Below are 22,036 nucleotides of genomic sequence, written 5' to 3'. Positions count from 1 at the left end.
GTGGGCCGCGGTGCCGCGGTCGCGGTATGCGCGGCAGACTCCGGGGATGGCGGAGCTGACCCTGGACCTGGAGTTCGCGGGCCCGGTGATCGAGTGGCGCGGGCCGGCGCCGTTCTACTTCGTGGAGCTGCCCGACGCCCCTGCGGCGGCCATCGAGGACGCCGCCGCGCTGCTCACCTACGGCTGGGGCGCGATCCCCGCGCTGGCCACGACCGGGGCGACGACGTGGCGCACCTCGCTGTTCCCCAAGGACGGCACCTACCTGCTGCCGGTCAAGGCGGCGGTGCGCCGGGCCGAGTCGATCGAGCTGGGCGACGTCGTCGAGGTCGCGATGCGGGTGGGCGCCGCGGCCCGCTGAGGCCGCTGATGCCGCTGAGCCCGGTGGCGCCGGTCTCAGCCGTCGGTGCAGGAGACCGGGTCGTCGTCGCTGAGGTCGAAGCTGCGCTCGGTCAGGTCGGTGCCGTCGACGGTGATGGCGACGCACTCGACCTCGTAGTCGTCGTAGTAGGTGGTGCGGCGCTTGTCGCCGACCTTCGTGGAACCCTTGCGGTCGCCGTCGTCGTGGCCGCCGGTCTCGAAGTACACCGTGCCGCCCGAGCCGTCGGTGGCGAGGTCGACGCCGGCGATGTCGTCGCCGAACTTCCCCGCCGCGGCCCGCAGCTGGTCCTCGGTCCAGTTCCCGGTGTGATCGCCCACCGGGCCGCGCATCTCCTCGGCGATGTCGTCGGCGGAGGGCGAGCAGGCGGCGGCGAGGCCGGCCAGGACGACGGCGGCGAGGGTCGACGGCACGGCGCGGTGCCGGTGCGGCCGGTGCGGGGTGAGGGGCAGTGACATGGTGGCTCCCGAGAAGAGGCGGAGGACGGCGGGGGGCACCCTGCCCCGGTCGGCCGCCGATCATGCGCCCCGCGATCGGGCTGGGGAGGAGTCAGCCGATCACGGGCAGCAGGGCGGCGGCGACCTCGGCGGGCCGCTCCTCGTGCACGAGCAGCGCCCCGTCCTCGATCACCTCCAGGGAGGCCGGGCCGCCGAAGCCGGCGAGCATCGCCCGCGCCCGCGCCACGGGGAAGAATGGGTCGTGCGCGCCCCACACCAGCCGCACCGGCGCGGTCATCCGCGCGTGCACGTCGACCAGCCGCGCGAAGGCGCCGACGTCGAAGTTGCGGGCGAACTGCCCCATCGCCCAGCGCTTCTCGGGGTCGGTGCGGAAGGGCTGGAGGAACAGGTCGGCGAACTCGCCGTCGAGCAGCGAGCGGTCCCGGAAGGCCCCGCCGAGCAGCAGCGGATGACGGCGCAGCGCCGGCGTCGTCACCGCCCGCGACAGCGGCCCCTCGAAGCGCGGCACCCAGCGGATCGCGACGAACATCCGGAACCGCAGCGACGGCGCCGGCGGCTGCTCGGTGTCGATCAGCCCCCACGCCCGGACCCGCGGGTCGTCGGCCAGGCCGAGGCGGGCCATCAGGCCGCCGCTGTCGTGGGCCACCACCGCCACGCTGCCGGGCGCTGTCAGCCCGAGGGCGTCGAGCACGGTCGGCAGCGACGCGGCGTGGGTGTCGAGGTCGATGCGGGAGGTGCGGTCGAAGCGGCTGTCGCCGGCCCCGACCAGGTCGATCACGTGGCAGCGCACGTGCGGGACCAGGTGGGGCAGCAGGTGCCGCCAGGTCGCCCCGGTGAGCGGCCAGCCGTGCACGAGCAGCACGTCGGGGCCGGTGCCGAACGAGCGCACGGCCACGCCGCCGTGGGCGACGTCGACGATCCGGTCGGGGGGACGACGCAGGAGGTCGGCGGGACTCATGCGACCCAGCCTGGGCGGCGGTCCGGGCGCGGGCAATGACGTCGGGAGGTAGGTGCCGCAGGCCCGGTGGCGGCGCTAGCGTCGCCGCTGTGCCGGAGCCACGGGAGGAGCTGTTCGCCGCGCTGCTGCGCCACTGGCGCACCCGGCGGGGGCTGAGCCAGCTCGACCTCGCCGGTGTGAGCGGGGTGTCGAGCCGCCACGTCAGCTTCCTCGAGACCGGCCGCTCGCTTCCGAGCGAGGCGATGGTGCTGCGGCTCGCCGCGGTGCTCGACGTGCCGCTGCGGCAGGTCAACGCGATGCTGCGCGCCGCCGGTCACCCGCCCCGCTATCCCGAGCCGGGCCCGGAGGCCGGGCTCCCGGTCGCGGTGCGGGCCGCCCTGGACCTGATGAAGCAGCACCACGACCCCTACCCGCTGCTGGTCGTCGACCGCGGCTACCGGCTGTTGGAGGCCAACGACGGCGCCACGGCCCTGCTGGGCCTGCTGCTCCCACCCGCCGAGCCCGCGGGGACGCCGCCGCCGGGCGGACCGGGTCCGAACCTCGCGCGGCTGCTGCTGGACCCGGCCGTCGGGGGCCGGGTCGTGGTGAACCATCCCGAGGTCGCGGCCGAGCTCGTCACCCGGATCCAGCGCGAGCTGCTCGACGACCCCGACAACGACCTGCTGCGCGACCTGCTCGACGACGTCGTCTCCCACGGCTGGCTCGCGAGCGGGGCCGCGGACCGCCCCGACCTGGGGAGACCCGCGGATCCCACCCTCGAGCTGCGCCTGCGTCCCGATCCCTCCGGGCCGGTGTGGTCGTTCGTGCTGATGATGACCGTGCTGCAGGCACCCCAGGCCGTGGCGCTGCAGGACCTGCGGGTCGAGTCGTGGTTCCCGGCCGACGACGCCACCGCGCAGGCCTGCCGGGCGTTGGTCGGCCGCGTCTGAGGACCGCGCGCGAGGTGGGGGAGCGCCGTCACCACGCCGGCGGCGGCACCTCGACGTCGGGGTTGCAGCGGCGGCCCGCGCACGTCTCCAGCCGCTGCAGCTGCTCGCGCAGCACGCGCCGCACGGTGGCGTAGCGGGGGTCGTCCACGACGTTGCGCAGCTCGTCGGGGTCCACGGCGTGGTCGTAGAGGAACTCCCGGCCCGGCACGGCCGGGTCGTGGCCGTAGAGGTAGCGGTCGCCGAGCACGCCGCGCCAGGTCCAGCCCCCGGGCCGCTCGGCGGAGGTCTCCACCGCGGTCTGCACCAGGGTGAGGTCGCGCCACCCGGCGTCGTCGTCGCCGGTCGGCGGGTCCTGCCACAGGTCGGCGGTGCTGATGCCGTCGAGGCGGTGGCCGCGGGGCCGGGCGCCGATGAGGTCGACGATCGTGGCCGGCAGGTCCACCAGCGAGACCAGCCGGTCGGTCCGGGTGCCGCGCAGCGACGCCGGGATGCCGGGCCCGGCGATCAGCAGCGGCACCCGCAGCACCTCGTCGTAGAGCACGTTCTTGGAGCGGAACCGGTGCACGCCCAGGCCGTAGCCGTTGTCGGAGGTGAACACGATCCAGGTGTCGTCGAGCTCCCCGGTGCGCCGCAGCGCGTCGACGACGGCGCCGACCGACTCGTCCACCGCCGCCAGCGAGCGGATCCGCTGGAGGAACAGGTGCTGCACCACCCCGGGGCGCACCCGTCGCAGGGTGTCGAGCGGGGCCGGCTTGTCGCCGAGGCGGCGCTCGTTGAACGCGGCGTCGCGCAGCACCGGCGCGGTCGCCCCGCGGTACAGCCCGCGGTGGCGGCGCGCGGGGATCGGCGGGGTCACGCCGGTGGGGGTGATCGCGTCGTGGGGGGCGAGGTGGTTGAGCATCACCAGGAACGGCCGGCGGCCGCGGGCGAAGTCGGTGATCGCCGCGACCCCGCGCTCGGTGATGGCGTCGGTGACGTACCCGGCGTCGCCGCGCTCCCCGCGGAAGTACGAGGTGCGGTAGTCGTAGACCGGCGCGAGGAGCGGTGAGAAGACGTCCCAGCCGGGGTCGCGGGTGCCGGCGGCCTCGTACTCGTTGAGGTACTTGCCCACGAACGCGGTGCGGTAGCCGGCCCGCTGCGCCCACACCGGCAGCGTCTCGCGCGGGTCGAGCGCCTGGTAGCCGCCGTCGCGCCCGTCGTTGGAGTGCACGCCGTTGTTCTGGGCGTACTGCCCCGTGAGCAGCTCCGCCCGGGCGGGGCAGCACAGCGGGTGGGGCGAGATGCCGCGGGTGAAGGTGAGGCCCCGCTCGGCCAGCAGTGCGCGGGTGCGCGGCATCCAGGCCAGCTCGTCGGCGCGCATGTCGTCCACGAGGAACGTCACCACGTTGGGACGTCGGCCGTCGCGCTGCAGCGCCGGCGCGCGGCCGTCGGCGCCCCGGGCGGACGCCGCGCGGGCGTCGTCGCGCGGAGGTGCGGTGGCCGAGCGACCGGCGGTCAGCAGCAGCGAGGCGAGGATCGCGAGCACGCAGAGTGCGCGCGTGGTGGTGCGACGGAGGGGAAGGTCCATCCACCAAACATTAGTGACTCACTAGAGATACATGTCAAACGGACCGGGTCCCCGCGTGTCGCGACCCCGGCGCCCGGCGTGTGATCGACTGGGGGACATGATCCGACGCTCGGGCGCACCCCCGTCGGTGGAGGCACGCCGTACCGCCGCACCCGGGCTGCCCGAGATCGTGCGCTGGGAACCCGTGGGATCCCGGCCGACGACGGCGGCGCTGGTGCTGGCGGGGTCCAGCGGGCGGGTCGACGTCGACCGCGCCCGGGTGCTCGCCGAGCTCGGCGTCACCGCCGAGACACTGCGCTGGTTCGGAGGCCCCGGCCAGCCGGCCGCTCCGGTGGAGGTGCCGCTCGAGCCCGTGCTCGCCCGGGTGGCGGACCTCGCGCGGGCGCACGCCCGCACGGTCGTCGTCGCGACCTCCTTCGGCACCGAGCTGGCGCTGCTCGTCGCCCGTCACGCCGGCACCGGTGCCGTGGCGGGGGTGGCGGCCTTCGCGCCCTCCGACGTCGTGTGGGCCGGCGTGCGCGAGGACGGGACGCAGACCTCGCACTGGACCCTCGGCGGGCGCCCGCTGCCGTTCCTCGCCTTCGACGAGACCTGGACCCCGGTCGACGACCCGCCCTCATACACCGACCTGTACCGCTGCTCGCGGCGTCGGGCGACCGAGGACGCCGTCGCGGCGGCGCGGCTGCCCGCCGACGTGCCCGAGCTGCTGCTCGTCACCGGCGGCGACGACCGGGTGTGGCCCGCGACCGAGCACGCCGAGCAGCTGGTCCTGCGCCGCCGCGGGGCCGGCCTGCCGACCACGCACCTGCACCTCGCCGAGGCCGGTCACCGGGCGGTCCTCCCGGGCGAGCCGGAGGTGGTCGCGGGGCAGCGGATGGCCCGGGGCGGCACCCCGGTGGCCGACCGTCGCCTGGGGGCCGCGGCCTGGCCCGCCCTGCAGCGCCTCGTGCTCGGCGCCCCTCCCGACGGGGGTGCGCGGGAGGGATAGCGTGGCCGGGTGGTCGATCCCGAGCAGCCGCGCCCGGTGCCCCTGAGCGCCGACGAGCGGGAGGCGCGTCGCCGGGAGATGCTCGCCGAGGTGCAGCGGATGCGGCTGCGCCCGCGCATCCCGACCGTGGTCTGGGTGGTGCCCCTCGCCGCGGTGGCGATGGCGATCGCGCTGCTCTACAGCCTCTACGCCGCCGAGCAGGGTCGCCAGCGCGACGACCGCCGTGACCCGCCCGACACCCGCGTGCCCGGCCTGATCACGCCCTCGGCCCCTGCTCCGAGCCCGCCGGGCTGATCGTCACTCTCCGATGGGGGCGAACACCCCGGTGCGCACGCTCCACGTCGTGTCGCTGTCGGGGTCCCACACCCACACCACGGCGCCCGACGCGGGGCGCAGCACCACCTCCGACGTCGTCAGCGTGGGCACGACGCCCGCGTCCTGCCGCCGCGCGGTGACGGCCAGGATCGCCGGGGGCGCGCCGGCCTCGGTCGGGCCGGGCCAGGAGGCCGTGCGGCCTCCGTCGGCGACGTCCCACACGTCCACCCCCGACTCCCCGGCCGTGGCGAGTCGGAGCCCGCCGGGGCCCGACCCTGCCAGCCAGGAGACGGACGGCGTGGGAGCGTCGCCGATCCGCCGTGGTCGGCTGTCACCGGCGAGGTCGACCACGGTGGCACTGCCCGTCGTGGAGCCCAGCGCCAGGAAGCGGCCGGTCGGGTCGACGCTGAGACCGTCGGGCCCGCTCGGGTCGCTCACCCGCACCGCGGGCCGCCCCACCACGCGGCCGTCGCCGGGGTCCAGGACGAGCACCCGCCCGTCGGCGAGGACCGCGACGACCGACTCGGGCGTGTCGACGCCGCCGCGGGGCACGGTGGCGAGCGCGACGGCCCCGGCCGGGAGCGGCCACCGCGTCCGGGACCTCAGTGCGGGGCCCCGGTGCAGCACCACGGCGTCGTCCTCGGCGGTGAGCAGGCGCCGGCCGCCGTCGTCGAGCCACAGCGCCGGCCCGCGCCCCGCCACGGCGCCGCGGTAGGAGCCCCCGCCCCAGACGCACACCCCGACGTCGCACGGCACGGCCAGGTGGTCCGCCCGCCGTGCACTGCCCGCGGGGTCGAGCACCGGTCCGGCCGTGCGCACCACCTCCCCCTCCGTCGGAGGGCAGCACACGCTCGGCTCCCCGCAGCCGGTCAGCGGGGCGAGCAGGCCCAGCGTCAGCAGGAGGACGGCGCGGACGAGGTGGACCCGAGAGGACGTCATGGGGCTCCGACGACCCCCGCCGGGTCGGGGTTCCGACCTCGCCCGGAAGTACGAGCACGGCGCGGGGACCGGTGGCTAGGGTGGGCGGGGCGGCCACCGCCCATCGACCCGTTCCCCGACCGCCCCGACCGGAGGTGCCGTGACCGACCCCGAGTCCGGTGCGGTCGAGGCCGGCGACCCGCGGGTGCTGCGCATCCTCGACGACATCGCCTCGGCCACGGGTTTCCGCATCGTGCTGCTCGCCCTGCTGCGCGCCCACGGCGACTACGAGTTCGTCGAGCTCGTGGGCGACGACGAGGCCCGCGGCGTCATGGTCGGCCACCACCTCGAGGCCGCGGGACTGGCGGAGGAGCTCGCGCTCGCCGACGTCGAGGGACCCCTGTGCTTCGTGCCCGCCGAGCGCCAGAGCGGCGGCGCCCTCGACTGGCTGCCCGCCATCGAGAAGCTGAAGGTCGCGGACGCCTGGCACCCCGAGGACTTCCTCTTCGTCCTGCTCAACGACGACGCCGGCGCGGTGCGCGGCTACGTCGCCTTCGACGCCCCGCACGACGGACGACGTCCGGGCGCGGCGGAGCGGCGTCGCCTGATCGAGCAGGTGCAGGGGGCCTCGGGCCAGCTGCTGGAGATCGACGAGCGCCAGCGCGCCACCCGGCAGATCGACCTCGCCGAGCGGTCGCGGGCCGTGATCCGCAGCGCCGACGCCGAGCAGGGCACGACCGCCCTGCTGGCCGCCTGCGGACCGGTGATGGCCGAGGCGCTCGCGGCCGAGGCGATCTGGCTGGTGGACCTGCGCTCACGGCACACCGTGCTGGCCCGACCGGGCGAGCCCGGTGCCGAGGCCGATCCGGCCGATCCGGGGCTGCTGCCCTTCGAGCTCGCCCGGCGGGTGGCCCGCCAGCTGTGGGCCGACGCCCGCGTGCTCGTGCACGGCGACTACCCGCGGGTCGAGGACGCCCTGGACCTGCCCGACCACGACGCGCTCACGGCCTGGCTGCGGGTGTCGGACAGTCATCGGGTGCTGCTCGTGCCCCTCGGCGTGGGCGAGACGCTGCTCGGACTGATGGCGCTCACCCGGCGCCGCGGGTCGGTGGACTGGACCGACCTCGAGCAGGACGCCGCCCGCGAGCTCGGGCACGACCTCGGCCTGGCGCTGCGCACCGCCGGGGTCTTCGACGCCGAGCGCGCCACCGCCACCGCCAAGCGGCAGCTGCTCGCGATCATCACCCACGAGCTGCAGAGCCCCATCGCGGCGATCAGCGGCAACGTCGAGCTGCTCCACGACGAGCTCGACCCGGGGCCGCTCGACCTGGACTTCCTGGCCGAGCGGCTGGCGGCGATGGAGCGCAGCACCCAGCGGCTGTCCCGGCTGGTCCACGACCTGCTCGGGCTGTCCGCGGCCGAGTCCACCGACCGGGCGCCGGGGGTGCCGCTGGACCTGGTCGAGGTCGCGCGCACGGCCGTCGACTGGTCGGCCGACGCCGCGGCGGCCAAGGGGCAGGACCTGCGCCTGGAGGTGCCCGACCATCCGCTGCGCGTCGTGGCGCACCTGGAGGACCTCGAACGGGTCCTGAGCAACCTCGTGAGCAACGCCGTGAAGTACACCCCGGTCGGCGGCACGGTGGCGGTGCAGGTCACCCGCCGCGCCCGTCGCGTGGAGCTCTCGGTGCGCGACACCGGCATCGGCATCGCGGCCGCCGACCTCGAGCGGCTCTTCGAGGAGTTCTACCGCTCCGGCGACCCGGCCGCCCGCGCCGAGGCCGGGTCGGGTCTCGGGCTCGCGATCGTCGACCGCATCGTGCGGCGCCTGGGCGGCAGCATCTCGGTGCGCTCCGAGCCCGGGCAGGGCAGCGAGTTCCTCATCGACCTGCCCGAGGCCGCCGACGACTGAGGCTCCCGGTGGCGGTCGCGGCTCAGGCCTCGACCTCGGCGAGGTGCACGACGGCGTCGCCGGCGTTGACCAGCGGCGCCTCGGTGCGCCCGATCACCACCCCGTCGCGGTCGGCGTGCACCAGGCGCACGCGCTTGCCGAAGGAGTCGAAGAGCCCGCCGAGCCGTTCGCCCTCGCGCACGTGCTGGCCCAGCTGGGCCTCCAGGTGCAGCATCCCGGTGCCGCGGGCGCGCACCCAGCCGCTGCGCCACGACGCCAGGCTCGGGGTCGCCGGCGGCGGCTCGACGGCCTCGACCATGCCGAGGTGGGCCAGCACGCGCCGTACCCCGACCACGCCCGCCTCGATCGCCCAGCGGTCCATCCGCCAGGCCTCGCCGGCCTCGTAGAGCAGCACCAGCGCCCCCTGCTCGCGCGCGGCGGAGCGCAGCGAGCCGTCGCGCAGCCGCGCGTGCAGCATCACCGGAGCCCCGAACGCGGCGGCGAGTGCGCGAGTGCGGGCGTCGTCGAGGTCGGCGCGGATCTGCGGCAGGTTGGTGCGCCGGTCCGAGCCGGTGTGGAGGTCGATGCCGACCTCGCACTTGGCCACGACCTCGGTCATCATCAGGTCCGCGATCCGGGCGCCGAGCGAGCCGCGCGCCGAGCCCGGGAAGGTGCGGTTGAGGTCGCGGCGGTCGGGCAGGTAGCGGCTGCCGGTCATGAAGCCGAGCACGTTGACGATCGGCACCGCGATGAGCGTGCCCCGCAGCGCCTTGGGGTCGAGGTCGGCCAGCACCTGCCGGATGATCTCCACCCCGACGGCCTCGTCACCGTGGATGGCGGCGTTGATCCACACCGTCGGGCCGTCCTCGCGACCGTGCACCACCCGCACCGGGAGGTCCACCTCGGCGCCGGTGACCAGCCGGGTGATCGGCAGCGACAGCGCGTGGTGGCGGCCCGGACGCACCCGCACCGGACCGATCTCGAAGGAGGGGCGGGGCATCAGCGGCCCCGGTTGCGACGTCGGACCGAGAGCGGCGGCCGGCCGCCGAGGTAGGACGCCGCGGCGTCGACGAGGAAGCCCTGGCGCAGCGCCTCGCGGCCCACGAGCATCCGGAAGCCCATCTGGTCGCGGCGGCTGAGGGTGACCTCGGCCGGCACCCGGCGGCCGAGGAGCACGACGTCGAGCATCACGACGTAGCGCTCCTCGTCGTGCCCCGAGGAGGAGCGCACGACCCGACGGTCGACCACCTCCCGCTCCAGCACGACGGCGTCGTCGTCGCTGCCCTGCCAGGGGTGCACGCCGAACCGCACCCAGGTGGTGCCGTCCGGTCGGGTGAGGACCTCGGGATCGATCGCGTGGATCGCGCTCGTGCGGGCCCCGGTGTCGAGCTTGGCCTTGAGCCAGCGCAGGTCGGCGTCGGGCAGCCCGATCCACTCCCGCCAACCCGCCACCAGGGGCACGGCGTCGGGTCCACCGGCCCGTCCGGGCGCCGCGGTCGGGGTCCGGGCGGGCGGGGTGTAGGAAGGAGGGGTCTGCGGTGTCGTGCCCTGCTCGGTCACCGATCCTCCGATCCTCGGGAAACCCATGAAGCTCGCGATCCTGTCCCGCGCACCCCGGTCGTACAGTACGCAGCGCCTGCGCACGGCCGCGCTGGACCGCGGCCACCAGGTCAAGGTGCTCAACACCCTGCGCTTCGCCATCGACCTCACCGGGGACGAGCCCGACCTGCAGTTCCGCGGCAAGCCGCTCTCGCACTACGACGCGGTCCTGCCGCGCATCGGCAACTCGATCACCTACTTCGGCACCGCGGTGGTGCGCCAGTTCGAGCAGATGGACGTCTACACCCCCAACACCTCGTGGGGGATCACGAACTCGCGCGACAAGCTGCGCGCCACCCAGATCCTCTCCCGCCACCAGATCGGGATGCCGGCCACGACGTTCGTGCGCAACCGGGCCGACGTGATCCCCGCGATCGAGCGGGTGGGCGGGGCGCCGGTGGTCATCAAGCTGCTCGAGGGCACCCAGGGCATCGGGGTGATCCTGGCCCCCGAGCTGAAGGTCGCCGAGGCGATCATCGAGACCCTGCAGAGCACGCGCCAGCAGGTGCTGATCCAGCGGTTCGTGAAGGAGTCGCGGGGGCGCGACATCCGGGCGCTGGTGGTGGGCGACCGCGTCGTCGCGGCGATGCGCCGGGTGGCCCGCGGCGACGAGTTCCGCTCCAACGTGCACCGCGGCGGCACCGTCGAGCCGGTCGACCTCGACCCGGCCTTCGAGAAGGCGGCCGTGCGGGCGGCCCAGATCATGGGCCTGCGCGTGGCCGGCGTCGACATGCTCGAGGGGGAGGACGGCCCGCTGGTGATGGAGGTCAACTCCTCCCCGGGCCTGGAGGGCATCGAGACCGCCACCAACCTCGACGTCGCCGGCGCGATCATCGACTACATCGACAACCAGGTGGCCTTCCCCGAGATCGACGTGCGCCAGCGGCTCACCGTCTCCACCGGCTACGGCGTCGCCGAGATCCTGGTGCAGGCCTCGGCCGACCTCGTGGGCACGACGCTGGGCGAGTCGGGGCTGCGCGAGCGCGACATCACCGTGCTCACGCTGCAGCGCGGCACGCTCGTGGTGCCCAACCCCAAGCGCGGGCACGTGCTGGAGGCCGGCGACCGGCTGCTGTGCTTCGGCAAGCTGGAGGAGATGCGCTCGATGATCCCGGGCCGTCGCCGTCGCACGCGCAAGGTCAAGCGGCTGCCGGCCGAGCCGATCCACGACGTCGTCACGCCGTCCTGAGGGCGGCGGGCCCCGCCCGCCACCCCCGCGGGTGGGTCCGCCCTGTGCGGAGGCTCACATACGTACAGTCTGTACGCAACACGTCCTGTTGACGTACGTTCAACAGCATGCGCCGTACTCTCGCCACCGCCCTCGCGATGGTCCTTCCCCTCCTCGTCGTGCCGAGCCTGGCCGGCACGAGCGCTCAGGCGGCCCCCGCCGAGGCCGGCATCACCACCCGCGAGGTCGTCTTCGACCTCGTCAACTCCAGCCGCGGCGGAGTGCTGTGCGACGCCGACGAGCGCGACTACCGGGTGCGGGGTCGGCTGATCGGGCCGACCCGCACGGTGCGCGGCGACAGCGGCTCGATCACGATCAACGTCCTGGTGCACGACGCCGGCACCGGCGCCTGGTTCTGGAACCTGCGCGGCGCCGCCCGCTACGACTACGCCTCGGCGCTGGCGCGCCAGGGTCGCACCGTGCTGGTGCTCGACCGCCTCGGCTACGACGCCAGCCGGCTCGCCGACGGCAACGACACCTGCCTCGGCGCGCAGGTGCACATGCTCCACCAGGTCGTGCAGCACCTCTACGGCGGCAAGTACGACCCCGTGAACGGTGGCCCCGACCTGCCGCACGCCTCCCAGGTGGTCGTGCACGGTCACGGCACCGGCGCCACCATCGCCCAGCTCGAGGCCGCGCAGTTCTCCGACACCGCCGGCCTGGTGCTGCTCAGCCCCGCCACCACGAGCCCGACCCGGCTCGCGCTCGACGCCCTGCGCGACCAGGCCGGCGTGTGCCTGTCCGGGCGCACCTTCGCCCCCTTCGGCGCCACCCCCGCCGCCTACGACCGGCTGCTGTTCGCCAGCGCCCCCGCCCCGGTCGTGCGCGCCGCCACCGCCCGCCGCAACGCGACCCCCTGTGGCGACGTCACCAGCCTGGCCGGCGCCCTGCTCAACGCCTCGCTCACCGACACCACCGTCGACGTGCCGGTGCTCGTGATGCGCGGCAGCCGCGACGCCCGCGCCACCGGCTGGGGCGCGGTCCGCTCGAGCGAGACCGTCACCCGTCGCCTCGTCCCCGGCGCCGGCAACGCCCTGGTCCTGGAGAAGCAGGCCCCGGCCGTGCGCCGTGCGGTCTCGCGCTACCTCGACTCCCTGAACCTCGCGCCCTGAGGTCTCCCGTCGCAACTAGCGACATGTGCACCAGGGACCGCGGTAGCCACCGCGGTCCCTGCACATTTCGCTAGTTGCGACGTAACCCCGGCGAGCGCCGCGGGCAGGGAGGTCAGTCGGTGACCTCGACGCCCTTCCAGAACGCCACGCGGTCGGTGATCTCCGCGGCGGCGGGCTTGGGCTCGGGGTAGTACCAGACGGCGTCGGGGTTGGTCTTCCCGTCGACCTCGAGGGAGTAGTAGCTGGCGGTGCCCTTCCAGCCGCAGACGGTGTGGGTCTGCGAGGGGCGCAGCACCGACTCGTCCAGGGACGAGGCCGGGAAGTAGTGGTTGCCCTCCACGACGACGGTGTCGTCGGACTCGGCGATGACGTGGCCGTTCCAGATCGCGCGCATGGGCCCACGCTAGATCGGGGGCTGCGGGCGCGACCTCACCCGTGCGAGGCTGGCGGGGTGACCGATCAGACCATCCAGGTGCGCGAGAACCCCGAGCAGGCCCGCTTCGACGTGCTGGTGGACGGCGAGCTGGCCGGCTTCACCGAGTACCACCCCCACCCGGCCGACGCCGGGGTGCGGGTGTTCCCGCACACCGAGGTGTTCCCCGACTTCGAGGGCCGCGGGCTGTCCAAGCCCCTCATCCGCGAGGCGCTGGACGCCACCCGGGCGGCCGGGCTCCGCGTCGTGCCGCAGTGCCCGGCCGTCGCCCGGTTCATCGAGAAGAACCCCGACTACGCCGACCTGGTCGCCTCGGTCTGAGGCGGGGGGTCAGGAGACCTCGAACTCCCCGAGCCGGTCCCAGGCGTCGGGCTGGCCCTGCAGGTTGCGGATCTCCGGGGTCTCGCTGACGTACTGCGGCAGCTCGGCCTGGGCCTTCTTGAAGTGCTCGGAGGTCACGTGCGCCACCGCGGCGTCGTCGTCGAAGGCCTCGATGAGCAGGTACTCGTTCGGGTCCTCCAGCGAGCGCGACCACTCGAAGAACCGATTGCCCGGCTCCGCGCGCGTGCCCTCGGTGAATTCCCTGGTCAGCTCCGGCCACGCGTCGGCGTGCTCGGGCTTCACCTTCCACTTCACGATGATCAGGATCATGCTGCCGACCCTGCCAGCGGCGGGGGCGCGGCACCACCTCCCGTTCTCAGCCGGCGATAACCGGGGCAACCCGGCGCCGCGGGCGGCGTGGGCTGCGTCCCTGGAGGTGGCCCGCGGGACGCCACGGGTTCCTAGACTCGGGGACATGGTGGGCTCCGTCACACGCACCCTCGACCTGCTCGAGGCCGTCGCGGCCCGCGGCGGCGCCACCGCCCGCGAGCTCGCCGCCGACACCGGCCTGCCGCTGCCCACCGTCTACCGGCTCGTGCGCGAGCTGCTCGACGGCGACTACCTCGTGCACATCCGCGAGGAGCAGCGCTTCGAGCTCGGCTACAAGCTCCACGCGCTCGGGGTCTCGCTCCACGAGCAGATCGGGGTCTCCCGCGAGGTCCGGGCCGAGGTCACCGCGCTGCACCAGCACCTGCGGGTCGCGGCCTACCTGGCGGTGCACCGCGGCGCGCAGATCGTGGTCGTCTTCACCGCCGACTCCCCGGCCCACCCCCGGCTCCCTCCGCTGGAGTTCGGGTTCCACGAGGCCGCCCACGCCACCGCGCTCGGCAAGATCCTCTTGGCCGCCATGACGCCCCAGGAGCGGGCCCAGCACCTCGACCCCGAGCCGATGCCGCGCTACGGGCCGGGCACGATCACCTCCCACGCCGAGCTGTCCACCCAGCTCGACGCCGTCGCGCGCCGCGGCATCGCCTGGGAGTTCGGCGAGTTCCAGGCCGGCGCCACCTGCGCGGCCGCCGCCGTCCGCTCGGCCGGCGGCACGCTCGTGGGCTCGGTGGCGATCTCCGCCCCCGACGCTCACCTGGCGCACGGCCGCGCCGAGGTCGAGGCCGCGCTGCGCGCCACCGCGGCCCGCATCAGCCGGCTCTACCACCGGGCCGAGGCGCGCCGGACCTGAGCCGGTCACGGCCCGATCAGGACCGTTCTCGCCGGGCGAGAACGGTCCTGGGAACCGGGGCTGCGGCGTGCCTAGCGTGATCGGCGTCACAAGCCCGTCAGCACCGGCACCCCGGTCAGACCCCTGGGAGGCACCACCGATGACCGACCTCAAGGCCGCCCTCGTGCGGCTCCTGCGTGCGGCGTACCCGCACCCCTCCTTCCCCGACGGTCCGTACGAGCGCACCGCCCAGAAGATCCTCGACGCCGTCGCCGACGACGTGTGGCGCCGGCTCGCGCTCGAGCAGGGCCTGGCCAGCCTCGACCTGGACGACGACCCGGCGGCGGCGGAGAAGCAGCTGCGCGAGATCGCGGACGCCGAGTTCTTCGTGCACGTCCGGGCCCTGACGGTGCCGGTCCTCTACGACGACCACGAGGTGTGGGACCTGCTCGGCTACGAGGGGCCCAGCTTCGACCGGGGCGGCTACCTCCACCGCGGGTTCGACGACCTCGACTGGCTGCCCGACCCGCGCATCGAGGAGTACGACGGGCCGGAGCGGATCGTGGAGGTCGCCGAGCACGACCGTCCCGCCACCGAGGGGAGCCGGCGATGACGCACCCGAGCGGCGACCGGTTCGGCACCCCCATCGACCTCGACACCGAGGCCGTGGTGATCATCGGCTCCGGGGCCGGCGGGGGCACCGTGGCCTACGAGCTCACCCGGCGCGGCATCCCGTGCGTGGTGCTCGAGGCCGGCCCCTACCTGCGACCCGACGACTACGAGAACGACGAGTGGGCCGCCTTCCAGCAGATGGCCTGGCTCGACCACCGCACGACCTCCGGCGGCTACCGCGTCAGCAAGGACTTCCCGCACCTCCCGGCGTGGATCGTCAAGGCCGTGGGCGGGTCGACCACCCACTGGAGCGGCGCCACCCCGCGCTTCCGCGAGTACGAGTTCAGGACCCGCACCTACTACGGCGACGTGGAGGGCGCGAACCTGCTCGACTGGCCGATCACGCTGGAGGAGCTCGCGCCGTACTACGACCTGGCCGAGAAGGCGATCGGCTCCACCCACCGCCACGGTCGCCCGCCGCTGCCGGCCAACAACAACTACAAGGTGCTGGCCGAGGGCGCCCGGCGCGTGGGGTACCTCCACTACGCCACCGGCCCCTACGGCACCAACGCCGAGCCCTACGACGGTCGTCCGGCGAGCATCCAGGACGGCTTCAACTTCCAGGGCGACAAGAACACCTCCAAGTGGAGCACCGCGGTGCGTGAGATCCCGCGCGCCCTCGAGACCGGCAGGTGCGACCTGCGCGCCCGCGCCCACGCCGTGCAGGTGACCCACGACGCCCGCGGCCGGGCGAACGGCGTGCACTACCTCGACGCCGAGGGCAACCTGCACCGCCAGGCCGCCCGCGTCGTCTGCGTGGCGGGCAACTCGATCGAGACCCCCCGGCTGCTGCTGATGAGCGCCTCGGCACTGCACCCCGACGGGCTCGCCAACTCCTCGGGCCAGCTGGGCCGCAACTACATGCGCCACACCACCGGCACCGTGTACGCCCGCTTCGACCAGCCGGTGCGCATGTACCGCGGCGAGACCATGGCCGGCATCGTGGCCGACGAGGCGCGCCTGGACACCTCCCGCGGCTTCGTGGGCGGCTACTACCTGGAGACCCTCTCGCTCGGCCCCGCCTTCCTGGCGGCCTTCGCCGACCCCGGCGCGTGGGGTCGGGAGTTCACCGAGATCCTCGACGCCTACTCGCACACCGCGGGCCTGTGGATCGTGGGCGAGGACCTGCCCCAGGAGTCGAACCGGGTCACGCTCAACACCGACGCCACCGACCAGTGGGGCCTGCCGGTGCCGAACGTGAACTTCGCCGACCACCCCAACGACGTCGCCCTGCGCGAGCACGGCTACCAGCGCGCCGACCTGCTCTACGAGGCCGTGGGGGCGCTCGGCATCCATCACACCCCGCCCTACCCGGCCACCCACAACCTCGGCACGGCGCGGATGAGCGCCCGGCCCGAGGACGGCGTCGTCAACGCCCACGGCGAGGCGCACGACGTGCCGGGACTGTTCGTCAGCGACGGGTCGGTGATGACCACGGGCGCGGCGGCCAACCCGACCCTGACGATCGTGGCACTGGCGATCCGGCAGGCTGAGCACATCGCGTCCCGCTTCGCCGCAGGAGATCTGTGACCACGACGATCCCGTCGCCGCTGCCGCTCGGCCGGCCGGCCGACCCCTCGCCCGAGGTGGTCGAGTCCGCGCTGGCCGGGCGGTTGCGGCTCGCGCTGGCCGCCGACGGTCGGGGGGCCGCCGGACCCGAGGTGGACGGGCGGGCGCTGACGCTCGCCACCCACGCCCACGACGCCAGCCACTACCTGCTGCACCCGCAGGCCCTGGTGCGTCCCCGCGACGCCGGCCAGGTCGCGGCCGTGATGGCGGCCTGCACCCGGCTGGGCGTGCCGCTGACCTTCCGCGGCGGCGGCACGTCGCTGTCGGGGCAGGCGCTCAGCGACGGCGTCCTGGTGGACGTCCGCACCGGCTTCGAGGGCGTGCAGGTGCTCGACGACGGTGCCCGCGTGCGCGTGCAGCCCGGCGTCACGGTGCGCCGGGTCAACGCGCGGCTCGCGCCGCACCGCACCCGACTCGGACCCGACCCGGCCAGCGAGGGCGCCTGCACCCTGGGCGGGGTGCTGGCCAACAACTCCTCCGGCATGCAGTGCGGCACGGCCGCCAACAGCTACGCCACGATCGAGTCGATGGTCGTGGTGCTGCCCTCGGGCACGGTGGTCGACACCGGCGCGCCGGACGCCGACGCCCTGCTCGCCGCCCGCGAGCCCGCACTCGTGGCCGGGCTGCGGCGGCTGCGCGACCGGGTGCGCGACGACGCCGCGTCGGTGGCCACCCTGCAGCGTCTGGCCGGACTGAAGAACACCATGGGCTACGGACTGCAGGCCTTCCTCGACGCCGACACCCCGGCCGCGCTGCTCACCCGGCTGATGATCGGCAGCGAGGGCACGCTGGGCTTCATCGCCTCGGCGGTGATGCGCACCGTGCCGGTGCTGCCGCGCGCCGCGACCGGCCTGCTCGTGCTGCCCGACCTGCCCACCGCCACCGCCGTGGTGCCGCAGGTGCTCTCGGGCGGCGTGGCCACCGCCGAGCTGCTCGACGCCGCCTCGCTGCGCGTCGCGGCGGCCGACCCCGCGTGTCCCGACCAGATCCGCCGGCTCGACGTGGGGCAGCACGCCGCCCTGCTGGTGGAGGCCCAGGCCCACGACGACGCCGGACTGGCCGCCGCCGTGGCGCGCGCCGAGGCGGCCGTGGCCGGGCTGCCCCTGCTCGGGCCCCCGGTTCTCACCACCGACGCCGCCGAGCGCGGCCGGCTCTGGCGCACCCGCAAGGGCCTGTACTCCGCGGTGGCGGGCGCGCGACCGGCCGGGACGAGCGCGCTGCTGGAGGACGTCGCGGTGCCGGTCGAACGCCTCGGCGCGCTGGGCACCGGGCTGCTGGACCTGATCGCCGGCCACGGCTACGAGGGTTCGGTGATCTTCGGGCACGCCCGCGACGGCAACCTGCACTTCATGCTCGACGAGCGCTTCGACGACGCCACCACCCTGGCCCGCTACGAGCGCTTCACCACCGAGATGGTCGACCTCGTGCTCGGCCTGGGCGGCACGCTGAAGGCCGAGCACGGCACCGGGCGGGCCATGGCGGCCTTCGTGCAGGCCCAGTACGGCGCCGAGCTCACCGCGGTGATGCACGAGCTCAAGGAGCTGCTGGACCCCGCCGGCATCCTCCACCCCGGCTCGGTGCTGCCCGCCCGCACCGGGGCCGGTGCTCCCGACGACCGGGCCTGGCTGCGTGACCTCAAGACCACGGTGGCCGTGGAGGCGGAGGTCGACCGCTGTGTGGAGTGCGGCTTCTGCGAGCCGGTGTGCCCCTCGCGCACCCACACCCTCACCCCGCGGCAGCGGATCGTGGCCCGCCGCGAGATCGCGGCCGCCACCGCCCGCGGCGACCAGGACCACGCCGCACGGCTGGCCGCGGACCACGACCACGACGTCGTCGACACCTGTGCCGCCGACGGCATGTGCGCCACCGCCTGCCCGGTGCTGATCGACACCGGGGCGCTCGTGCGTCGCCTCCGCGCCGAGCGGGCCGGTCCCGTGCAGCAGCGGGTCTGGCGCGCCGCGGCGGGGCGGTGGGACGTCGTCACCCGCGGGGCCGCGCTCGGCCTCGGTGCGGCCACCCGCGCGCCCGGCGCGGGCGTCGTCGTCACCCGGCTCGCGCGCCGCGTGCTGCCCCACGAGCAGGTCCCGGCCTACGACCCGGGCCTGGGACCGGGGGGCGCGCGCCGCCACGCCGTCGCCGATCCCGCCCCGCGTGCGGTGTGGATGCCGGCGTGCGTCGGCACGATGTTCGGGGGTGGGGCGGCGACCGCCTTCGAGCGCCTCGCCGCCCTCGCCGGCTACGGACTGCTCACCCCGCCCGACCTCGGCTCGCTGTGCTGCGGCACCCCCTGGAAGTCCAAGGGTCTGACCGACGGGCACGCCGTCATCGGTCGCCGGGTGCGCGACGCCCTGGCCGCCACCGACCCCGACCTCCCGGTCGTGATCGAGGCCAGCTCCTGCGCCGAGGGGCTCGACCTGCTCCTCGCCGACAGCGGCCGGACCGTCCGCGACGCCGTCGAGGTGGCCGCCGTGGACCTGCTGCCGCGACTGCGGATCGGGCGTCGGCTGCGGCGCGTGGTGGTGCACCCCACCTGCTCGGGCGCGGCCTCCGGCGCCAACGAGCACCTGCTGACCCTGGCCCGCGCGCTCGCCGAGGACGTCGTGGTGCCGGTCGACTGGGGCTGCTGCGCCTTCGCCGGCGACCGCGGGCTGCTGCATCCCGGGCTCACCGCCGCCGCCACGGCGGCCGAGGCGGCCGACGTCGTCGCCGCCCACGCCGCCGGCCCGGTCGACGCCCACCTCAGCAGCAACCGCACCTGCGAGATCGGCCTCACCCGCGCCACCGGCCACCGCTACGAGCACGTGCTCGAGGTCCTCCACCGCGTGGCCCGTCCCCGCTGATCGCCGACGACGGCGACCACCGCGGATCCGGGGTGCGGCAGGGGATGCGGGAGGATGGTGCCCATGACCGTGGTCATGGGCATCGAGACCTCCTGCGACGAGACCGGCATCGGGTTCGTGCGGGACGGCGTGCTGCTCGGCGAGGCGCTGGCCTCCAGCATCGACGAGCACGTGCTGTTCGGCGGCGTCGTGCCCGAGATCGCCGCCCGGGCCCACGTGCAGGCGATGGCGCCCACGATGGCCACCGCGCTGGAGCGCGCGGGCCTGGCCTGGCACGACGTCGGGGCGGTCGCCGTGACCGCTGGTCCCGGGCTGGCCACGGCGCTCCACGTCGGCGTGGCCGCGGGCAAGGCGGCCGCGCTCGCCCTCGGCGTCCCGCTCTACGGCGTGCACCACCTCGCCGGCCACGCCGCCGCCGACACCCTCGAGCACGGTCCGTTGCCCGAGCGCAGCATCGTGCTGATCGTCAGCGGCGGGCACACCAGCCTGCTGAGCGTGCGCGACCTGGTCCGCACCCCGATCGTGCACCTGTCCGACACCCTCGACGACGCCGCGGGCGAGGCGTTCGACAAGGTCGCCCGCCTGCTCGGCCTGCCCTACCCCGGCGGACCCTCGATCGACCGGGTCTCCCGCGAGGGCGACCCGACGGCGGTGCGGTTCACCCGCCCGTTGATGGGCCAGCGCGACCCGGCGCTCGGGTTCTCCTTCTCGGGGCTGAAGTCGGCGGTGGCCCGCTACGTCGCCGCCCCGCGCGACCCCGGCATCAGCACCGCCGACATCGCGGCGTCCTTCCAGGAGTGCGTGGCCGACACCGTGGTCACCAAGGCGCTGCGGGCCTGTGCCCAGGAGGGCGTCGAGACGCTGGTGATCGTGGGCGGCGTCGCCGCGAACAGCCGGGTGCGCAGCCTCGCCGAGGAGCGCTGCGCCGCCGCCGGCATCGAGCTGCGCGTGCCCCCGATGCGGTTGTGCACCGACAACGGCGCGATGATCGCCGCGATCGGGGACCTGCTGGTGCGGGAGGGCGCGCGGCCCTCCCGGCTCGACCTCGGCGCCCGCTCCGGCGTGACCCTCGAGCTGGCCCAGCTGCCCGGCTGACCCACCCGGGATCCTCCCGCGTGTTCCGGGGCGCCATCGCGAGGGGTGGCCGCCCGGGTGCGGGCGTCTCGTGACGCCTCGCTGCCCGGCTGACCCCCGCCCGGCGATCCCTCGTGCACGAGGCGTCGTGGCCCGCGCGACGCCCCGTCTGAGACGGCGGGCACACCCAATCGGTGGCGGATCTGTTCCAATAACGCCCATGTCGTTGTTCAGCGCCCTCAAGGCGCGGGTCGGGAAGGCCGTGCTGGAGCGCACCATGCGCGACGGCCTCGACCTGCGCAAGATGCGCTTCCTCCCCGAACCCATCAAGCTCCCCTTCCAGCGCGTCGGCGTCGACCCCGTCACCGAGCTCGGCGCGCTGCGCGACCGCGAGCCGGTGAGCAAGCTGGTCACCCTGTTCGGCCGCGACGTGTGGCTGGTCAGCGGCTACGACGAGGTCCGCGAGGCCCTGGCCGACGGCGAGTCCTACTCCAACGACCTCGGCCAGTTCGTGTCCCAGGAGGGCCGTTCGGCCGAGGAGCAGATCGGCGGGCTCGGGATGACCGACCCGCCGCTGCACACCGAGCTGCGCCGCTACCTGACCCCCGAGTTCACGATGCGCCGGCTGGCCCGCCTCGAGCCCGCGATCGAGCGCATCGTGCACGACCGCCTCGACGCCATGGCCGCCGCCGGCCCCGAGGTGGACCTCGTCTCCGAGTTCGCCTTCCCCGTGCCGTTCCAGGTGATCTGCGAGCTGCTCGGTCTCCCGGTCGAGGACCGGGAGCGCTTCTACGCGATGGGCGTGGCCCGCTTCGACCTCACGGGCGGCGGTGCCGGTGCCTTCGGCGCGGCCGCTCAGACCCGCGAGTTCCTCATCCGCTCGGTGGCCGAGCAGCGTGAGAACCCTGGCGACGGCCTCATCGGCGCGCTGCTCACCGAGCACGGCGACACCCTCGACGACGTCACCCTCGGCGGTATCGCCGACGGCGTGTTCCTCGGTGGCTACGAGACCTCCGCCTCGATGCTGGCCCTGGGCGCCTACGTGCTCGCCGAGAACCCCGAGGCGGTCCGGATGCTGCGCGAGGACGCCGCCGCGGCCGACCGCGTGGTCGAGGAGCTGCTGCGTCACCTCACCGTCGTGCAGGTCGCGTTCCTGCGCTTCGCCCGCCGCGACCTCGAGATCGCGGGCGTGCCGATCAAGGCCGGCAGCGCGGTCGGGTTCAGCCTGCTCGCCGCCAACCGCGACCCGCGACTCACCCCCGACGGCGACACCTTCGACCCCACCCGCGAGCCGACCCGCCACATGGCCTTCGGTCACGGCCTGCACCGCTGCGTGGGCGCGGAGCTGGCGCGGATGGAGCTGCGGGTGGCGCTGCGCGCCCTGGCCGAGCGCTTCCCCGACCTCACCGTCACCGCCGCCCCCGAGGAGCTGGAGTTCCGCGCCCTGTCGGCCGTGTACGGCGTCGAGGCGCTGCCGGTGGCGCTGTACGGCGTGCACGACGCGGCCCAGGAGCGGGAGCTGCAGCCGCAGGGCTGAGGCCCCCACCGACGACGACGGCCGCCCCCCCCCGCGGG

22 protein-coding genes and 1 pseudogene are annotated in these 22,036 nt (G+C 75.0%); 15 read left to right on the top strand and 8 right to left on the bottom strand.

The features are described from left to right. Positions 1–46: 46 nt before the first annotated feature. The gene (locus ACERUJ_RS02290; protein WP_370246818.1) at positions 47–358 is read left to right on the top strand and encodes a DUF1905 domain-containing protein; all 312 of its coding nucleotides are present in this window, start codon (positions 47–49) and stop codon (positions 356–358) included. A 35-nt stretch (positions 359–393) separates the two neighbouring features. On the opposite strand, the gene ACERUJ_RS02285 is transcribed toward ACERUJ_RS02290, so the two are convergent. Then, positions 394–834 carry a hypothetical protein gene (locus tag ACERUJ_RS02285; protein ID WP_370246817.1) on the bottom strand — a complete coding sequence of 147 codons (441 nt, stop codon included), beginning with the start codon at positions 832–834 and terminating at the stop codon, positions 394–396. Between the two features lie 91 nt (positions 835–925). After that, positions 926–1,792: an alpha/beta fold hydrolase gene (locus tag ACERUJ_RS02280; RefSeq protein ID WP_370246816.1), complete on the bottom strand. Its 867-nt coding sequence runs from the start codon at positions 1,790–1,792 to the stop codon at positions 926–928. An 89-nt stretch (positions 1,793–1,881) separates the two neighbouring features. On the opposite strand from ACERUJ_RS02280, the gene ACERUJ_RS02275 reads away from it, so the two are divergent. Beyond that, complete coding sequence (locus tag ACERUJ_RS02275) at positions 1,882–2,721, top strand: helix-turn-helix domain-containing protein (RefSeq protein ID WP_370246815.1); 840 nt, start codon at positions 1,882–1,884, stop codon at positions 2,719–2,721. 28 nt (positions 2,722–2,749) lie between these two features. On the opposite strand, the gene ACERUJ_RS02270 is transcribed toward ACERUJ_RS02275, so the two are convergent. Next, the gene (locus ACERUJ_RS02270) at positions 2,750–4,288 is read right to left on the bottom strand and encodes a sulfatase (protein ID WP_370246814.1); all 1,539 of its coding nucleotides are present in this window, start codon (positions 4,286–4,288) and stop codon (positions 2,750–2,752) included. 97 nt (positions 4,289–4,385) lie between these two features. Here ACERUJ_RS02270 and ACERUJ_RS02265 point away from each other — a divergent pair, with 97 nt between their 5' ends. Both ACERUJ_RS02265 and ACERUJ_RS02260 read left to right on the top strand, forming a co-directional pair. After that, complete coding sequence (locus ACERUJ_RS02265) at positions 4,386–5,276, top strand: acyl-CoA thioester hydrolase/BAAT C-terminal domain-containing protein (protein WP_370246813.1); 891 nt, start codon at positions 4,386–4,388, stop codon at positions 5,274–5,276. A 9-nt stretch (positions 5,277–5,285) separates the two neighbouring features. Further along, a complete protein-coding gene (locus tag ACERUJ_RS02260; RefSeq protein ID WP_370246812.1) occupies positions 5,286–5,570 on the top strand; it encodes a hypothetical protein in 285 nt (94 codons plus the stop codon). 3 nt (positions 5,571–5,573) lie between these two features. On the opposite strand, the gene ACERUJ_RS02255 is transcribed toward ACERUJ_RS02260, so the two are convergent. After that, entirely contained in the window at positions 5,574–6,530 is a 957-nt protein-coding gene (locus ACERUJ_RS02255) for a hypothetical protein (RefSeq protein WP_370246811.1), read from the bottom strand. Between the two features lie 139 nt (positions 6,531–6,669). Between ACERUJ_RS02255 and ACERUJ_RS02250 the strand changes: the two genes are divergently transcribed. Then, positions 6,670–8,418: a sensor histidine kinase gene (locus ACERUJ_RS02250; RefSeq protein ID WP_370246810.1), complete on the top strand. Its 1,749-nt coding sequence runs from the start codon at positions 6,670–6,672 to the stop codon at positions 8,416–8,418. Positions 8,419–8,440: 22 nt separating this feature from the next. Here ACERUJ_RS02250 and ACERUJ_RS02245 read toward each other — a convergent pair whose 3' ends face one another. Beyond that, positions 8,441–9,397: a succinylglutamate desuccinylase/aspartoacylase family protein gene (locus tag ACERUJ_RS02245; protein WP_370246809.1), complete on the bottom strand. Its 957-nt coding sequence runs from the start codon at positions 9,395–9,397 to the stop codon at positions 8,441–8,443. Continuing rightward, complete coding sequence (locus ACERUJ_RS02240; RefSeq protein ID WP_370246808.1) at positions 9,397–9,957, bottom strand: ATP-dependent zinc protease; 561 nt, start codon at positions 9,955–9,957, stop codon at positions 9,397–9,399. Before ACERUJ_RS02240 ends, ACERUJ_RS02245 begins: the two co-directional genes overlap by 1 nt. A gap of 25 nt (positions 9,958–9,982) precedes the next feature. On the opposite strand from ACERUJ_RS02240, the pseudogene ACERUJ_RS02235 reads away from it, so the two are divergent. From ACERUJ_RS02235 to ACERUJ_RS02225, 3 genes and pseudogenes are all read left to right on the top strand, one after another. Next, positions 9,983–10,843, top strand: a pseudogene (locus ACERUJ_RS02235) (RimK family alpha-L-glutamate ligase); the annotation flags it as partial. Between the two features lie 6 nt (positions 10,844–10,849). Then, complete coding sequence (locus ACERUJ_RS02230; protein WP_370246819.1) at positions 10,850–11,185, top strand: cation:proton antiporter regulatory subunit; 336 nt, start codon at positions 10,850–10,852, stop codon at positions 11,183–11,185. A gap of 107 nt (positions 11,186–11,292) precedes the next feature. Continuing rightward, the gene (locus ACERUJ_RS02225; RefSeq protein ID WP_370246807.1) at positions 11,293–12,336 is read left to right on the top strand and encodes an alpha/beta hydrolase; all 1,044 of its coding nucleotides are present in this window, start codon (positions 11,293–11,295) and stop codon (positions 12,334–12,336) included. A gap of 112 nt (positions 12,337–12,448) precedes the next feature. Here the strand turns inward: ACERUJ_RS02225 and ACERUJ_RS02220 are convergent, their stop codons facing one another. Beyond that, the gene (locus ACERUJ_RS02220; RefSeq protein ID WP_370246806.1) at positions 12,449–12,730 is read right to left on the bottom strand and encodes a DUF427 domain-containing protein; all 282 of its coding nucleotides are present in this window, start codon (positions 12,728–12,730) and stop codon (positions 12,449–12,451) included. Between the two features lie 57 nt (positions 12,731–12,787). On the opposite strand from ACERUJ_RS02220, the gene ACERUJ_RS02215 reads away from it, so the two are divergent. Beyond that, entirely contained in the window at positions 12,788–13,090 is a 303-nt protein-coding gene (locus ACERUJ_RS02215; protein WP_370246805.1) for a GNAT family N-acetyltransferase, read from the top strand. A gap of 9 nt (positions 13,091–13,099) precedes the next feature. On the opposite strand, the gene ACERUJ_RS02210 is transcribed toward ACERUJ_RS02215, so the two are convergent. Continuing rightward, a complete protein-coding gene (locus ACERUJ_RS02210) occupies positions 13,100–13,420 on the bottom strand; it encodes a putative quinol monooxygenase (RefSeq protein WP_370246804.1) in 321 nt (106 codons plus the stop codon). 145 nt (positions 13,421–13,565) lie between these two features. Here ACERUJ_RS02210 and ACERUJ_RS02205 point away from each other — a divergent pair, with 145 nt between their 5' ends. The 6 genes from ACERUJ_RS02205 (at position 13,566) to ACERUJ_RS02180 (ending at position 21,998) form a co-directional block, all read left to right on the top strand. Further along, positions 13,566–14,327 (top strand): IclR family transcriptional regulator, encoded by a 762-nt coding sequence (locus ACERUJ_RS02205; RefSeq protein WP_370246803.1) that lies wholly within the window; start codon positions 13,566–13,568, stop codon positions 14,325–14,327. A 139-nt stretch (positions 14,328–14,466) separates the two neighbouring features. Beyond that, on the top strand, positions 14,467–14,919 hold the full coding sequence (locus tag ACERUJ_RS02200; protein ID WP_370246802.1) for a hypothetical protein: 453 nt from the start codon (positions 14,467–14,469) through the stop codon (positions 14,917–14,919). After that, positions 14,916–16,508: a GMC family oxidoreductase gene (locus tag ACERUJ_RS02195; protein WP_370246801.1), complete on the top strand. Its 1,593-nt coding sequence runs from the start codon at positions 14,916–14,918 to the stop codon at positions 16,506–16,508. Before ACERUJ_RS02200 ends, ACERUJ_RS02195 begins: the two co-directional genes overlap by 4 nt. Then, the gene (locus tag ACERUJ_RS02190) at positions 16,505–19,387 is read left to right on the top strand and encodes an FAD-binding and (Fe-S)-binding domain-containing protein (protein ID WP_370246800.1); all 2,883 of its coding nucleotides are present in this window, start codon (positions 16,505–16,507) and stop codon (positions 19,385–19,387) included. Before ACERUJ_RS02195 ends, ACERUJ_RS02190 begins: the two co-directional genes overlap by 4 nt. Positions 19,388–19,441: 54 nt before the next feature. Continuing rightward, a complete protein-coding gene (gene tsaD / locus ACERUJ_RS02185; protein ID WP_370246799.1) occupies positions 19,442–20,482 on the top strand; it encodes a tRNA (adenosine(37)-N6)-threonylcarbamoyltransferase complex transferase subunit TsaD in 1,041 nt (346 codons plus the stop codon). Between the two features lie 199 nt (positions 20,483–20,681). Further along, the gene (locus ACERUJ_RS02180) at positions 20,682–21,998 is read left to right on the top strand and encodes a cytochrome P450 (protein ID WP_370246798.1); all 1,317 of its coding nucleotides are present in this window, start codon (positions 20,682–20,684) and stop codon (positions 21,996–21,998) included. Positions 21,999–22,036: the final 38 nt, after the last annotated feature.

This window comes from Nocardioides sp. (assembly GCF_964228225.1).
GTDB lineage: Bacteria > Actinomycetota > Actinomycetes > Propionibacteriales > Nocardioidaceae > Nocardioides.
The sequence above is the reverse complement of the archived record's forward strand: the minus strand, read 5'-3'. Positions and strand labels throughout refer to the sequence as shown.